Origin of the sequence: Fructilactobacillus vespulae, from assembly GCF_047324295.1 — a bacterium.
Taxonomy (GTDB): Bacteria; Bacillota; Bacilli; order Lactobacillales; family Lactobacillaceae; genus Fructilactobacillus; species Fructilactobacillus vespulae.
Genome location: NZ_CP137138.1, coordinates 738,843 through 754,047, shown reverse-complemented (window position 1 = coordinate 754,047; position 15,205 = coordinate 738,843). Strand labels below are relative to the sequence as shown.

14 protein-coding genes and 1 pseudogene are annotated in these 15,205 nt (G+C 38.4%); 10 read left to right on the top strand and 5 right to left on the bottom strand.

Features of this window, described 5'->3' with window-relative positions; translation table 11 throughout:
- Positions 1-33: 33 nt before the first annotated feature.
- Both add and R4B61_RS03515 read right to left on the bottom strand, forming a co-directional pair.
- A complete protein-coding gene (gene add / locus R4B61_RS03520; RefSeq protein ID WP_413628259.1) occupies positions 34-1,041 on the bottom strand; it encodes an adenosine deaminase in 1,008 nt (335 codons plus the stop codon).
- 120 nt (positions 1,042-1,161) lie between these two features.
- On the bottom strand, positions 1,162-2,715 hold the full coding sequence (locus R4B61_RS03515) for an ABC-F family ATP-binding cassette domain-containing protein (protein ID WP_413628258.1): 1,554 nt from the start codon (positions 2,713-2,715) through the stop codon (positions 1,162-1,164).
- Positions 2,716-2,829: 114 nt separating this feature from the next.
- On the opposite strand from R4B61_RS03515, the gene R4B61_RS03510 reads away from it, so the two are divergent.
- From R4B61_RS03510 to asnB, 7 genes are all read left to right on the top strand, one after another.
- A complete protein-coding gene (locus tag R4B61_RS03510) occupies positions 2,830-3,210 on the top strand; it encodes a VOC family protein (protein ID WP_413628257.1) in 381 nt (126 codons plus the stop codon).
- Positions 3,211-3,246: 36 nt separating this feature from the next.
- On the top strand, positions 3,247-4,866 hold the full coding sequence (locus R4B61_RS03505) for an APC family permease (RefSeq protein WP_413628256.1): 1,620 nt from the start codon (positions 3,247-3,249) through the stop codon (positions 4,864-4,866).
- A gap of 58 nt (positions 4,867-4,924) precedes the next feature.
- Complete coding sequence (locus R4B61_RS03500) at positions 4,925-5,416, top strand: hypothetical protein (protein WP_413628255.1); 492 nt, start codon at positions 4,925-4,927, stop codon at positions 5,414-5,416.
- Positions 5,417-5,514: 98 nt separating this feature from the next.
- Complete coding sequence (locus R4B61_RS03495) at positions 5,515-6,024, top strand: YbhB/YbcL family Raf kinase inhibitor-like protein (protein ID WP_413628254.1); 510 nt, start codon at positions 5,515-5,517, stop codon at positions 6,022-6,024.
- Positions 6,025-6,038: 14 nt separating this feature from the next.
- A complete protein-coding gene (locus tag R4B61_RS03490; RefSeq protein WP_413628253.1) occupies positions 6,039-6,509 on the top strand; it encodes a universal stress protein in 471 nt (156 codons plus the stop codon).
- 79 nt (positions 6,510-6,588) lie between these two features.
- The gene (locus tag R4B61_RS03485; protein WP_413628252.1) at positions 6,589-7,242 is read left to right on the top strand and encodes a helix-turn-helix domain-containing protein; all 654 of its coding nucleotides are present in this window, start codon (positions 6,589-6,591) and stop codon (positions 7,240-7,242) included.
- Positions 7,243-7,386: 144 nt separating this feature from the next.
- Entirely contained in the window at positions 7,387-9,279 is a 1,893-nt protein-coding gene (gene asnB, locus R4B61_RS03480; RefSeq protein ID WP_413628251.1) for an asparagine synthase (glutamine-hydrolyzing), read from the top strand.
- Between the two features lie 38 nt (positions 9,280-9,317).
- On the opposite strand, the gene R4B61_RS03475 is transcribed toward asnB, so the two are convergent.
- A complete protein-coding gene (locus R4B61_RS03475; RefSeq protein ID WP_413628250.1) occupies positions 9,318-9,683 on the bottom strand; it encodes a hypothetical protein in 366 nt (121 codons plus the stop codon).
- A gap of 129 nt (positions 9,684-9,812) precedes the next feature.
- Here R4B61_RS03475 and pepT point away from each other — a divergent pair.
- A pseudogene (gene pepT / locus R4B61_RS03470) lies at positions 9,813-11,053 on the top strand (peptidase T).
- Positions 11,054-11,097: 44 nt separating this feature from the next.
- Here pepT and glyA read toward each other — a convergent pair.
- Both glyA and R4B61_RS03460 read right to left on the bottom strand, forming a co-directional pair.
- On the bottom strand, positions 11,098-12,330 hold the full coding sequence (gene glyA / locus R4B61_RS03465) for a serine hydroxymethyltransferase (protein WP_413628249.1): 1,233 nt from the start codon (positions 12,328-12,330) through the stop codon (positions 11,098-11,100).
- A 295-nt stretch (positions 12,331-12,625) separates the two neighbouring features.
- Positions 12,626-12,952: a hypothetical protein gene (locus R4B61_RS03460; RefSeq protein WP_413628248.1), complete on the bottom strand. Its 327-nt coding sequence runs from the start codon at positions 12,950-12,952 to the stop codon at positions 12,626-12,628.
- An 86-nt stretch (positions 12,953-13,038) separates the two neighbouring features.
- Here R4B61_RS03460 and R4B61_RS03455 point away from each other — a divergent pair, with 86 nt between their 5' ends.
- Entirely contained in the window at positions 13,039-14,874 is a 1,836-nt protein-coding gene (locus R4B61_RS03455; protein WP_413628247.1) for an FAD/NAD(P)-binding protein, read from the top strand.
- Positions 14,864-15,199, top strand: a complete 336-nt coding sequence (locus tag R4B61_RS03450; RefSeq protein WP_413628246.1) for a heavy metal-binding domain-containing protein — start codon at positions 14,864-14,866, stop codon at positions 15,197-15,199. The genes R4B61_RS03455 and R4B61_RS03450 overlap by 11 nt, the downstream gene beginning before the upstream one ends.
- Positions 15,200-15,205: the final 6 nt, after the last annotated feature.

Genomic DNA, 15,205 nt, shown 5'->3' with positions numbered 1-15,205 from the left:
ACAAACAAAAAATCACCCCTAGAGGTGATTTTTTTAGTATTCAGAGATTGCCTCTAACAGCTCCGCCTTCAATGGTGCGCTAGCAAACGAACTCTGAACCGCATTTTGATTACACTGTTTTAACTGCTGCATGGTCATTTCATGATGAACCGCCATCTCGTAGTATTCATCCGTCAAAGTAGTAACAGAAACCGTTCGATTATCTGTATTTAAACATAACTTTTGTCCTTGCTTCATCCACCGTTGAAATGGATAATCTGACTTACTCTTTAAAGCGTGAGTTTGCACGTTACTAGTAGGACAGCCTTCAATGCAAACCTCTTTTTCTAATAGCTGCTCTTCTACATCTTGATTACCTAAGGCCGCAATTCCGTGACCAATTCGTTTACTACCAGCAGCAATTGCCGCTAAAATATTGTTAGCACAACCACACTCACCAGCGTGAAGGGTCAATTGAACTTTTTCTCCATCAACAATTAGCGCAAATGAGTCTTGATAATCGGCAACAAATCCAGCAACTTCAGGACCAGCTAAATCGATTCCCACGACCTTTTCATTAATCGCCTTACTTCGAGTGAAAATCTGTTCCACTTCATTTTCTGAATCTGTTCTCATTCCACAAACTAAAATATTTCCATAGATGGGAAATTGTCGTTCCGCATGACTAATTCCGGCAGCTACTGCAGCAATCGTTTCGGCAACGGTTAAGCCCTTTTCCATGGATAAGCTAGGTGCAAAACGAATTTCAATATATTTAACTCCATCATGATAGGCTTGCTCCATCACATCAAAAGCCGCCATTTCAAGTGCTTTTTCAGACTGTAAGTACTGCAGCACAAATTCAAACGGCTGTAAGTAATCAGCTAGATTCTCTGCATTTTGTGGGGCCGTCATTTTTTCCATAACGGTTGCTAAATCTGTGCCAATTTCAGCACCAGTCATTGCAGCAATCTTTTGTAACGTCTGGGGTCGAATTGATCCATCTAAATGACAATGAAGCTCTGCTTTGGGAAACTTTTGAATCGCTACTTTATCTAACATCAATTTAACCCCTTTTTAATTTAAATTGTTTCTATCCTAACGAAGTTAAAACTGATTTACAAGCAACTTGATAATTTTTATAAATAAAAACGCGAACTCTATTTTGAGTTCGCGTCTTTGTTATTCGTTTTCTCTTAAGCTGAGTTTTTCCACGTCAATCTTCTTATCAACTAGTCCTTTGTAAAAACTAGTTTCGTGACTAACCACAATGGCATTACCCGGGAAATCGTTAATTGCTTGTTTTAACGATGCCTTGGTTTCATCATCTAAATGGTTAGATGGTTCATCAAGAATCAAGAAGTTACAAGGTTCAAATTCCATTAGGGTTAATTTCACCTTAACTTGTTCTCCCCCGGACAACTTACCAATTTCCTTAAAGGCATTGGAAGCATTCATTCCAGAACGAGCCAACGTTGATCTAATTTCTTTCGCCGTTAGTTTAGGATATTGATCCTGAATAATTTGCATTGGAGTTTGAGTCTTATCTTCCCAAACCAAGTCCTGGCTAAAGTAGTTCACCTTAGCAGAAGGTGAAAATTCAGCCGAACCATTAATGGGATCAATAATATCCAAAATACTCTTAATCAAGGTAGACTTGCCAACCCCGTTAAATCCTTGCAATCCAACTTTTTCATCAGTATCTACGGAAAAACTAACCGGACTTAGTAATGGTTGTTGATCATAACCCACGGAAAGATTTTGAACCACTAAAGCATTTTGTGAGCCAGTTTCTTCATATTTAAACTTAAAGTTAGCTTCCACGTTATTTTTTGGTGGTTCAATCACGTTCATTCGATTTAACATTTTTTCCCGTGACTTTGCCATGTTAGAATGGCTACCCGCTTTATTCTTTTGAATAAACTTTTTGGCTTTTTCAATTGTTACTTGTTGTTTTTCGAATTCTCGCTGTTGGGTTTTTTCTTTCTCATCACGTTGTCTCATCGCTGACTTAAAGTCTCCACGATATTTATTTATTTTTCCAAAGGCCACGTTAATGATACAGTTTGTGACCGGTTCTAAGAAATCATAATCATGAGAGATTACCACAACGGCTCCTTCAAAACTATTTAGATAGTCTTCTAACCAAGTAATGTGTGAGGTATCTAAATAGTTGGTTGGTTCATCAAGTAACAAGACATCTGGATTCTCTAAAATTAATTTAGCTAAAATAATTTTAGAACGTTGTCCCCCAGACATATTGGCGATTTCGTGATCACGACCAATTTCATCAAGTCCTAAACCGCTAATCACCTGTTCAACTTTAGTTTCTAAGTCGTAAAAATTAGCTGCTTCTAGCTTTTCAAAAATTCGTCCTGCTTTTTCTAATAACTTATCATCCATTGATTCAGCATATTCTTCATACATCTTAGTCATTCGTTGATTCATTTCATATAAATCCGCAAATGCAGTATGAAGAAAGTCAATCAATGTCATTCCCTTGGGAATATCTACATATTGATCTAAATAACCAATCTTAGTTCCTTTTTGCCATTTAATAGAACCCGTAACTGGTAATTCTTTTCCAATTAAAATGTTAATTAAAGTTGATTTTCCAACTCCGTTTTGGCCCACAATTCCCATGTGTTCGCCTTTATTTAATTGAAAACTAGCATTTGAATAGAGATTTTTGTCTGCAAAACTCATACTCAAATTAGAAACTTCTAATAATGCCATTTGTTCACCTTAGTCCTTTCAATCATCAAATACAACAGTAACACGGCCCAATCTTTGCAGTCAATTTGGTATTAGTGTTATAATACTACCTATCTTTCAGAAAGGAGTTGGAATATGCGAGTACAAGACATTGATCACCTCGATTTAGTCGTTGCTGATTTAGAAAAAACGATGCGCTTCTACCATGAAGTACTTGATCTCCCAATCATCCTGGAAGAAGATACGAAAATTGTTTTTCAACTTGGCAAACAAAAATTAGTTTGTCGAACAACCGCTGATGAAGGCCTTGCTGCCATTCATTCACAGGTCGGTTCAACTACCTTTAGTATTTTAACTAAAGACCCCTTAGCAACCGTTGAAAAACATCTTGCAAATTATTTTATTGATATTGTCGCTGGACCCTCAAAAAGTGTTTTTGCTAACAAAAACGTAATTTCGCTTTACATAAATGACCCTGCTGGGAATTTAATTGAGATTCGCGAATATCAAAAATAAAAACTCATGTTTTAAAGGAAGGATTATAAATTTTATATGACTCAAAATAACAGTAACGCCGTTGCAAAGCCAAAAATGTCTTTGTTTAGTGTCGTAATGTTAGCTTTAAGTTCAATCATTGGTTCAGGATGGTTGTTCGGTTCGTGGGAAGCTTCTAAAGTTACCGGACCGGCAGCTATCATTTCTTGGATTATCGGAGCACTAGTAATCGGGATTATCGCTTACGTCTACATCGAATTGGGAACCATGTTTCCCGAAAGTGGAGGTATGAGTAAATACGCTGGTTATACCCACGGTCCTCTATTAGGATTCGTTGCCTCTTGGGCTAACTGGGTTTCACTAGTTACCTTGCTTCCAATCGAAGCCGTTGCCGCAGTTCAATATATGAGCTCTTGGCCTTGGTCATGGGCTTCATGGACACATAAGTTCATTGCTAACGGTACCGTGACAACTGAAGGATTGTTCGTAGTCTTTATTTTTATTCTTATTTTTACACTTTTAAACTATTGGTCAGTTAACTTACTTACTAGATTTACTGCCCTAACTTCAGTCTTTAAACTTGGAGTTCCTACACTAACAATCATTATGTTGATTGCTTCTGGTTTCCATACTGGAAACTTCAACAATCCTGATTTAGGTGGTTTCTTACCTTATGGAACTGCCCCAATTTTCGCTGCAACTACTGTTTCCGGTATTATCTTTTCATATAATGCTTTCCAAACAATTATTAACGTTGGAGACGAAATTACTAACCCTAAAAAGAACATTTGGCGTGGTATTGTAATTGCCCTCTTGGCAAGTATCGCAATCTACGTCCTCTTACAATTTACCTTTATCGGTGCAATCGATCCAGCAACTCTTGCTAAATCAGGTTGGCATGGTGTTAACTTTGAATCACCATTCGCAGATCTTGCCATCATGTTAAACATTAACTGGTTAGTTATCTTGTTATATCTTGATGCTTTCGTTTCACCATTTGGTACTGGAGTTTCATTCGTTGCTTCAACTAGTCGTACTTTAGCTGCAATGACTCAAACTGGTCATCTTCCAAAAGTATTAGGTAAAATTAGCAAACGTTGGGGAACTCCACGAATCGCTATGATGGCCAACTTCATTATTAGTTGTATCTTAGTTTCTGTATTCAAAAACTGGGCTGTGCTTGCCAGTGTTATCTCAACTTCTACTTTAATCGCCTACCTTACTGGACCGGTTACTTTAGTAGCACTTAGAAAACACGCTCCTGGTTTCAAACGTCCGGTTACCATTAACTTTGCGAACGTAGTGGCACCAATTTCATTTGTGCTTGCCAGTCTAGCAATTTACTGGGCAATGTGGCCAACTACTATGGAAGTTATTATCGTAATTATTTTAGGTCTTCCATTCTACTTCTTCTATGAACACAAAATGAACTGGAAAGATTCTGCTAAAAAGTTCAAGGGTAGTTACTGGATGCTTGCATACCTTATCTTTATGTCAGCATTCTCATACATCGGTTCAACCCCATTCGGTGGTTTAAACTGGGTTCACTATCCATTTGACTTCGTAGTTATCACTATCGTTGCTCTTATCTTCTTCTACTGGGGTGTAAACAGTTATCAAGCAACTGATGAAATGAAACATGCTAAGGAAGTTAACAATAAAGTTAAAGAAGACTAAAATGGGTTATAATGGTATTATCTAATCATTTCTCTCTATTGAAATCGAGGTCATTACTATGAATAATCAAGATCAAGATACTAGATTCCAAAGATATGATTTTTCTCCCAAAAGACAAAAACACAAAAAAAGACAGAAGCCATTCATTTGGCCCTGGATTTTAGGACTTGTGATTGTTGTACTTGCTTTAACTTTTGGAATTCAGTATATATTCAGTTCATCTGAATCACAAAATAAAACCAACCAAACTACTTCCACTAGTCAAACTAAGAGTAAGACTGCAGAAAAATCTGAACCTAAGACAACTGGTTCAAGTACTGCTACTAATACTCAGAATACTAATAGCAGCGGAAATAGTACCTCTAGCCCTAGCACATCAGCTAACAGTGGCTCGACGACTTCATTTTCACAAACCCATACTTTTAATTCGGTAGTTGATGCAAAAGATTGGGCACGTGCTACACAGTCGGAGTGGCTGGCAGCAGGATATACTAACTTTACCATTGTCCAAAATGGTCAAGGATTTTATGAACTTAACTTTACGAAATAAAAAACAGTGTGTCTTTTGACACACTGTTTTTTTGTATAAATTGCAATTATTTTTTCTTTCTTTTTATTTTGGTTTATAATGAAGTTGGAGGTTACGTTATGAAAATTACAGTTCCCTTAGAAAATGGCTACTTAGGTGATAAATACACTAAGCACGCTAGCAATCAATTTAAAAATCAAGGGTTTCCCATCTGCTCCTTTCCAATTCAACTAGCAAATGTTCCCAGTAACGCTCAATCATTAGCGATCACGCTACTTGATGATGATGCAATCCTTGTTTGTGGTTTCACCTACATTCACTGGGTCGCGGCCAACATTGATCCTAACGTTACTGTTATTCCAGAAAATGCTAGTCAAACTCAAACAATTAAAATGACTCTCGGTAATAATAGTTTACCGGGACGTTTGATAAACGTAGTAGAACCAGAACTTGCAAAACACTATGTCGGTCCTACACCTCCAGACAAGACCCATCAGTATCAACTAACCGTTTATGCATTAGATACGACCTTAAACTTACAGGATGGATTTTGGCTAAACGAATTTAAACAACAAATCAAAAATCATATCTTAGACCAAACTGAACAAAAATTACCAGTTCGTGCCTAAACGGAGGAATAACTATGTTAAACGAATACAAACACATTTTAGTTCCAGTCGACGGCTCTAAGAGCGCAGAAAGCACCCTTCTAAAGGCTGCGGAAGTTGCACTTAGAAACCACGCTAAGTTAGAAATTTTAAACGTAATTAATACCACTTCATTTGGTTTCTCTTACGGAGTGATTGGTGGAAATGCCATCAATGACATTGTCGATGGTGAAATTGGCTACCTAAAAGATTTAGTTAAACGCGTGGAAACTGAAACCGGCTTTAAAGATGCTCACATGCACGTCCGGTTCGGTAGTCCACGGAACATCATTTCATACGATTTCCCAAAAGAATACCAGATTGACCTAATCATGATGGGAGCTACCGGTAAAAACGCAACTGAACGATTATTAGTTGGATCAGTTGCTAGTTTTGTTAACGGTCATGCTCCTTGTGATGTGATAGTTGTAAGAACTGATCTCAACAACAAAAGCTTTAAAAAATAAGTCTTGACTATCAAAAGTGCCTACTGAAGCTATTTCAGTAAGCACTTTTTGTTGATATTAAACTAAAAGGAAGATTATATTGAACGTTGCTGAAAATTTAAAAGAAGCGCGCCAAGCGGCTGGACTAACTCAGGTTGCAGTTGCCCAAGCGATGAACGTTTCTAGAAAAACAATTTCAAGCTGGGAGACCGGTCGTAGTATGCCCAGCATCGATATCATGCAAGAATTAGCTAAGCTTTATCATACTACCCCCAATCAGTTACTTGGTGAAACCGAAGCCAATAGCGCAAAAGAAGAAGCAATTAGCTACAGAACGCGGTTAATTCGTTACAAACGCTGGGGCTATATTAGTAAATATGCTTTTTTCTTAGATCTTTTCCTAATTTTAGGCGGCATCTTTGCCCTCTTAACCCCTTTCGATTTAAAGAATCTCTGGATTGTCCCAGTTTTAATTATCGATCTCAGTGTTATTTTTCTTTATGAAAGTAACTGGAAAACGATTACTACCAACCAACCATTAATGCGAAAAATCATGATCGTCATTCCCCTAATTTTCTTAGCGGTATTTGCCACCGGTTGGGTCTTAAATAATTATATTTATACCCTTTCTAATCCAACTAATCTCGCTATTTTGAGCTGTGGATTATTGATTTTAGCCGCTAGTTTAACGGGAAGCATTGTGATGGCAATTATTTTCCCCCTCAAGCGCCTGACGGTCAAAAAAACTAACTAACCCCCCGGTCTAATGCACTTGTAACCTATCATGTAACCTTTTCTTAGACATGTGCTAAACTGTTATAGCTAGCTTATTTTCCATTAATGATTAAACTATAGATAAGTAAGTTAATTACACTCAATTAAAAAGGAGAATCGCAATATGTGTGGATTTTGTGGTTATATTAATCAAGCAGGTATTCCTAAAAATACCATCGAAAACATGGCAAATAAAATTAAACATCGTGGACCAGATGACAGTGGTTACTTCCAAAATGAAGAAGTTTCCATGGGATTCCGTCGATTATCATTTGTCGACCTAGCTCACGGTAACCAACCTTTATATGGTAAAAACAAAACTGAAGCTTTAACTTTCAACGGTGAAATTTACAACTACCAAGAAATTAGAGCAGAACTTCAAGCTGAAGGTGCCGAATTTGAAACTGACGTTGATTCAGAAGTTTTAATTCGTGGATACGAAATTTGGGGTCCTAAAAAGTTACTCCAAAAATTACGGGGAATGTTTGCGTTCGTAATCTACGATGCTAACAAACACCAAGTTTTTGGTGCTCGTGATCACTTCGGAATTAAACCATTGTATTACTATGATGATGGTCAAAACTTCATGTGGGGATCTGAAATCAAAGCATTTCTTCCTAACCCTGGTTTCAAGAAGGAAATGAACCTTCCCCTTCTTCCCATTCACCTAAGTTTTGAATTTATTCCATCTAAAGATACGATGTTCAAAAACGTTAATAAGGTAATGCCCGGTCAATACTTCATCTACAAAGATGGTCAAGTTGAAACTGACACTTACTACAAATTTAACTACGATCACATCGATAACAGCCAAACCATTGAAGGTGATTCTAAAAAGATTGCCGAATTGGTGAAAGAATCAGTCAACACCCACTTCCAAGCTGATGTTGAACTAGGTAGCTTCCTATCTAGTGGAATTGATTCTAGTTATGTGGTTACTGAAGCTTCCAAAATGAAACCTTTAAAGACCTTCTCACTAGGATTCAAAGACTCTAAGTTTAGTGAATTAAGTTGGTCAACTAAGCTTTCTAAGGAACTTAAACTTGAAGATAATCCCCTTTACATGAATGATTCTGATTACTTCGACTTCCTTCCAACCATGATGTGGTATATGGATGAACCACTATCAAACCCATCATCACCACAATTGTTCTACCTATCTAAAGGTTCTAGTGCCAAGGTTAAAGGAGTTCTTTCTGGTGAAGGTGCTGATGAATTCTTCGGTGGATACAATACTTACCTAGAAGCCTTTCCATTTGAAACTTACCAACGCTTTGTTCCTAAGTTTGCCAGAGTGGGTCTAGGTAAAATCGCCGAAAAACTCCCTCGTTTCCATGGACGTCGTTTCCTAGTTCGTGGTGCCCAACCACTTTCAGAACGTTACTACCGGGTTAACTACGTCTTTGATAAACATGATCGTGACGAAATTCTAAAGGATCCATCTATCAACGTAGATTCCGGTGCATATACTAAACACATCTGGGATGAAGTTGCGGGAAAAGATGAAATCACGCAAATGCAATACTTTGATATCAACACTTGGTTACCATTTGATATCCTACAAAAAGCCGATCGAATGAGCATGGCTAACTCCCTAGAAGTTAGAACTCCACTAGTAGACCGGGACGTGGCCAACTTCGCCGCTACCATGCCATCTAAGACTAGAATTAGCGATGGAATTACCAAAGTTTCACTTCGTAAGGCTGCTGAATCAGTACTACCAAAAGCAGTGGCTCAAAAAGAAAAACTAGGTTTCCCATCACCAATTGCCCAATGGATTAACGAACCTAAATACAATCAAAGAATTGTTGAAGCCTTCCATTCTGACATTGCTAAAAAGTTCTTTAAACCAGAAGCGCTTGATCACATTCTTTACCAACATGCTCACGGTAAATCAAGCATGCAAAAGATTTTCACCATCTACACATTCATTCTTTGGTACGGAGTATACTTCCCAGAAAATACCAACATGAATTATGCAGAACAAGTTAAACTAACTCCAAACGATCGAGTATAAAAAAAACGACCTTCAAATGAAGGTCGTTTTTTTATAGTTTAAGCAGTAATTGCTGCATCAACGTATCCTAGTAAGAATAAGTATCTAGCATCATCTAAATCTGGAGTAGCGGTCACTGAGTTAACTTCTAAATGCGTCTTAGTGGCATCTTCTGCATCTTGTTTAGCATCTAAATTGATTTGTAATTCCAGGTCAGCAGGAAGCTCTTCTAATTTAACTTCATCAGAAGCTGCTACAATCTTTGAAAATTCTACATCACCAATGTTATCCATGATCTTTTTAACTTGTTGGGTAATGAAATGACGCCAAAAGTTTACGAATTCTGCTTTACCGGCTTCATCATCAAACTTGAATGGTCCGTTAACACTTATCTTACCTTGTTCTAATTTAATTGAAATTTCCATCTTAATTCCTCCGTTTTCTATTACTTCATTATAATGAATCTGCGTTCAATTTAAAATAATGCTGTTTGATTTTAGTTAACTCCTTTTTGTATTATGATAGTTATTAAATTAATTAAAAGGAGTTTTACCATGAGTGATAATCAAACCCAAATCTTAGATCGCTTTTTAAGCTACGTTAAGGTTAACACCCGTTCAGACCCAGAAGCAACCACCATTCCTTCTGACCCTAAGGAGGTAGCCTTTTTAAAAGATTTACAAGCAGAATTAGAAAACATTGGTATGCAAAATGTCCGTGTTCGTCCCGACGGCTATCTTTTTGCAGACCTTCCTAAAAACGACGATCAACCTCGTCCTAAAGTCGGCTTCATTTCTCACGTCGATACTGCTGACTTTAATTCGGAAAACATTCAACCACAAATTGTGGAAGATTATGATGGTAAATCAGTAATTAGCCTCGATGATGCCGGAGAATATCAACTTGATCCTAAAGTTTTCCCTAGTTTGACCAAGTATGCTGGTCAAACCTTAATCACCACTGATGGCAGTACCCTATTAGGAGCTGATGATAAGGCCGGGGTCACTGAAATCATGACTACCATGGAATACCTCATCAACCATCCTGAAATCAAACACGGCGACATTGTGGTTGGTTTTGGCCCTGATGAAGAGATTGGCACTGGTGCCGACAACTTCGATACCAAGGACTTTGGCGCTGACTTTGCTTACACCGTTGATGGTGGTTCCTTAGGTGAACTCCAATACGAAACCTTTAATGCGGCTGGTGCAACCGTTAAGTTTAAAGGGACCAACGTGCATCCTGGTGAAGCCAAAGATGTCATGGTAAATGCCTCGCAATTAGCGATGGATTTTCACGAATCTCTCCCCGTTGAGGAACGTCCCGAAAAAACTGCCGGTCGCGATGGTTTTTACATGTTAACTGACATGAATGGAACTCCCGACGAAGCTACTTTAAACTATATCATTAGAGATTTTGATCGTGATCACTTTGAAAAACGCAAACAAGTTATTCAAGCACTAACTGATCAATTTAACGAAACCTACGGCGCTGGACGAGTAATCCTCGATTTAAACGACCAATACTACAATATGGGTGATGTTTTACAAAATGACTTAACTCCGGTCAACCTAGTAGAAAATGCGATGGGCAAAGTTAACATTACGCCCAACGTCTTCCCTGTTCGTGGTGGTACTGATGGATCTAAGATTTCCTTTTAGGAATTCCCACTCCTAACATCTTTGCGGGCCCTGAAAACATGCACGGTCGTTTTGAATACGTTTCCTTACAAACCATGCAAAAAGCAGTTGATTTATTAGTTGAAATTGTCCAAGAAGTTCCTACAAAAAAATAAGATAAAAAAGGTTTTCACTCTTAAAAGTGAAAACCTTTTTATTTTTAACGATCTGCCGGATGAGTAGCAGTTAATTCTTGCACCTCTGCTTTAACGTTTGCATGAAGTTCTTCATCACTTGGATTTTCTAATACTTTAACGATTAATTCTGCAACCTTTTTAGCATCCGCTTCACTGAAATCACGGCTAGTCATCGTAGGAGTTCCTACCCGGATTCCTTCCATCGTATCGCCGTTTTCTAACGGTAATAATTCCTTATTAGTGGCAATGTTAACGGAGTATAGTAAATCAGCGGCTGCGGCTCCCGTCAATCCAGTCTCATTTAAATCAAGCGTCATTTCGTGGTTTTCTGTTCCACCAGCCACCAAACGTACTTTTTCTGAAGCTAGAAAAACTGGTGCCATGGCTTGCGCATTTTTAACCACGTTTTGAGCGTATTCTTTAAAATCAGGTTGTAAGGCTTCCCCGTAAGCAATTCCTTTAGCAGCCACAATTTGTTCTAAAGAACCACTTTGAGAAAGAGGGAAAACGGCGTAATCTAAGTCATCTGCATACTTAGCTTTGGCTAAAATCATTCCACCACGAGGTCCACGCAGTGTTTTATGGGTCGTTGAAGTAACCACATCGGCTACTGCAACTGGGTTAGGATGAACTCCACCAGCTACTAAACCAGCGATGTGAGCCATATCAACCATTAAGATGGCCCCAACTTCATCGGCAATTTCTCTAAATTTATTCCAGTCAATTTCAAAACTGTAGGCTGAAGCTCCGGCAATTAATAGCTTAGGCTTTACCTTTAGTGCAATTTGTCTAATATCTTCGTAGTTTAAATGTTCTGTTTTAGGGTCAACTCCATAAAAATAGGAATTGTATAGTTGACCAGAAAAGTTGTTTTCTTGTCCGTGAGTAAAGTGACCACCAGCATGTTCACTCATGGCTAGCATCGTATCACCGGGGTTTAAGAAAGTTGAGTATACTGCTTGGTTTGCTTGGGTTCCAGAATGTGGAAACACGTTAGCATATTCAGCATGAAATAGTTCTTTGGCCCGGTCTCTGGCGATGTTATCAATTTTATCAATGGCTTCGTTACCAGTATAAACCCGTTTTCCGGGGTATCCGACCGCATACTTATTAGTTAAGGCAGAACTTTGAACTGCTCGCACCGCTTTAGAAGCAATATTTTCTGACGCAATTAATTCAATCACATCTTCTTGACGTTGTTCCTCTTGGTTCATTGCGCTCCAAATCTCTGGATCTTGCTTTGAAAAGTTATACATTTTAAGTTCCTCCTAATTAACAATAATAAAAAACGCCCCTGTACTTTTTAAGTACAAGGGCGTCTGTAACACTGTTCCACCTTATTTTATAACAAGCTCACACTTGCTATCTCATCGTCTTAATGCGCATTAAGAATTCTATTAAAATCTAGTTGCTTGACTGCCTTCATTTTATTCGACGGTTTTCCATTTCACCAAACTGAAAACTCGCTAGACGTCTTTTTAAAATTACTACTTTCAAGTTGGGATAATCTTAACAAGAAAGTAAAATGAATGTCAACATAAATTTTATGATTTATAATTTAGAAATTTTTATTGCTGCTTCTTCTAAATCTAACAACATCTTGAAGTCAGAGGTTTTAAAGTCATTTACGAGGCTTTTACTATTGGCTTTAAATTCGCCAATTTTTTGGTTGTGAATGTCCACAAAGTTGAGTGTTTTTTCATCGACCGGTTTAACTGTATCGTAATGGCCTTCTTCGGCATTATCTAAATATAATTGCAGTAAATCCTGAATGGTTTGGTAAATTAAATCATCTTCTGTCATCGGATGACCTTCTTGTTCTAAAAGCACCATCCGTTGGCGAATTTGATCCATCGTTTCTGGAATCATTGGTCCCATTTCAACACCCCCTAATAACTTTATTATAAAAAAAATTGTAAAAATATGCTACCATAGCTGTTATAGGATATGAAGGGAGCTTTCAAATGAAAATTGCAATTATTGGTGCGGGACCTCGGGGCCTAATTCTTTTAAATCAACTGGTTAAAGAAATTAACGAACCCGCCCAAATCGATATTTATGATCCTTTTCCCGTTGGAGGAAGAGTTTGGCGGACTGATCAATCTCTCAGCCTAATCATGAATTCTACTGCACAATTAATCACCCTTTTCAACGATTTAAACGAAACACAACCCACTGGACCTAGTCTGTATGACTGGTTAAAAACTGATACTGCTTTAACAATGGTCAAAGAAGCTGACAATGCCGCAGAACTTACGGAGGCCATCCAGGCATTGGAACCTAATGACTTCCCTGCTCGGGCGCTCTTTGGTTTCTACGCTAAGTGGTTCTACCAACAAACTCTACAAAAACTACCTGAAAACATTCAGGTTAATTTCCACCAAGAATTAGTCACTAGTTTGGACAAAACGGAAGCTGGTTTTTCCTTAGCCACTAATCAGTTAACCCAAAGTTACGACCAGGTTATCATCAGCACCGGGGCCTCAAATAACGAACCATCAGCAGATGCCCAATCACTACAAAAGTATGCTAGCGAAAATGAACTAACCTACTACACCCCTTCTTACGCTAACGAACACGAGTTAGCTGAAATTACTGCGGACCAAACCGTTTTGCTACGGGGACTGGGTTTAAACTTTTTTGATTATCTTACTAAATTAACCCTAGACCGCGGGGGCTATTACACTACCACTAAGGCCGACACTCTGGTTTATCATCCTAGTGGTAAGGAACCGAAAATGGTGGTGGGTTCTCGTCGTGGAGTGCCATACTTCCCCAAACCGAAGAATCAATTAGCGGTTTCTGAACACCGCCACTTACAATTCTTAAACGAAACTCAAATCAAACAACACTTAGTGGATGGCAAACTTCCCTATGCTGACTTTTATCGTCTCTTTAAAGCCGAAATTGAGTTTCAACATTATCAAATTTTGTTACCGCAAAAGTACGAACAAATTAACCTAGCCGAATTTAATCAAGCGTTTGTAGCTAATCCCAATCCTGCAGAAATTGCCGAACAATTTAAGCTTAACCCAGAAGACCAACTCAACTGGGAACTATTAGCTAATCCAGTTGCTGGAACGGCAATTACGACCATCGAAAGTTACCAAAAAATTCTTTTACAGTGGATTGATATTATTACAAATGACGCTAAATCCGGTGCCAACAACGCACCCATTACCGGGGCCTTAAGTACCATCGTTGATTTAAGAACCACCATTCAAGCTCTGGTTGCTAAACATTACTTTACAGCCGACGAATACCTGAACCAGTTTTTAGGTGAATTCGTCACGCTCACAAACTTCCTAACTTCAGGTCCTCCAGTTGAACGTTACCAACAGTTACGCGCACTAATGCAGGCCGGAATCGTCACTATCTTAGGGCCACAACTTCAAGTAATCGGTGCTAATCATAAGTTCATTGGTCGGTCTAAGTTTTATCCTAAAGAAATTTTCTCCGCCGATGCATTAATTGAGGCTAGACTACCAAGCGCTAACCTAACTCACACTACTAATCCAGTGTTAAATCAATTAAAACAAGCTGGAATTTTAACTAACTATCAATTTAAATTGAACGATGGACAAGTTAAAACTAGTCCCGCAGTTAACGTAGATCAAAACAGTTACCATCCCATTAATTCTCAAGGTAACGTAGAGACACACCTCTATCTTTGGGGTGTTCCCCTATCCGGGTTGGAATGGTTAGAAACCGCCCTCCCTCACATCTTGAGCAATGATCGTAACTTCCAAGTTGCCACTCTTATAACGAATAAAATCAAGGAGCAAATTCATGAAAGATAAAATGCTAGTTACCACAACCGAAAACATTAAAAATTACGAAATTGAATCTGTAATTGGCGAAGTTTTTGGAATGACCGTCCAATCCAAAAATGTTTTTAGCAATATGGTGGCTGGTTTAAAAAATATCGTCGGTGGTGAAATTCGTTCATACACTGATATGCTGGAAAAAGCTCGGGAAGAATCAATTGACCGGATGCGCGTTAACGCTGCTGAAATGGGTGCTGACGCAGTGGTCATGATGCGGTTTGACTCGGGATCAATCAGTACTGATATGGTTTCGATTACTGCGTATGGAACTGCAGTTACGTTAAAGGAAAAAGAATAGATAACA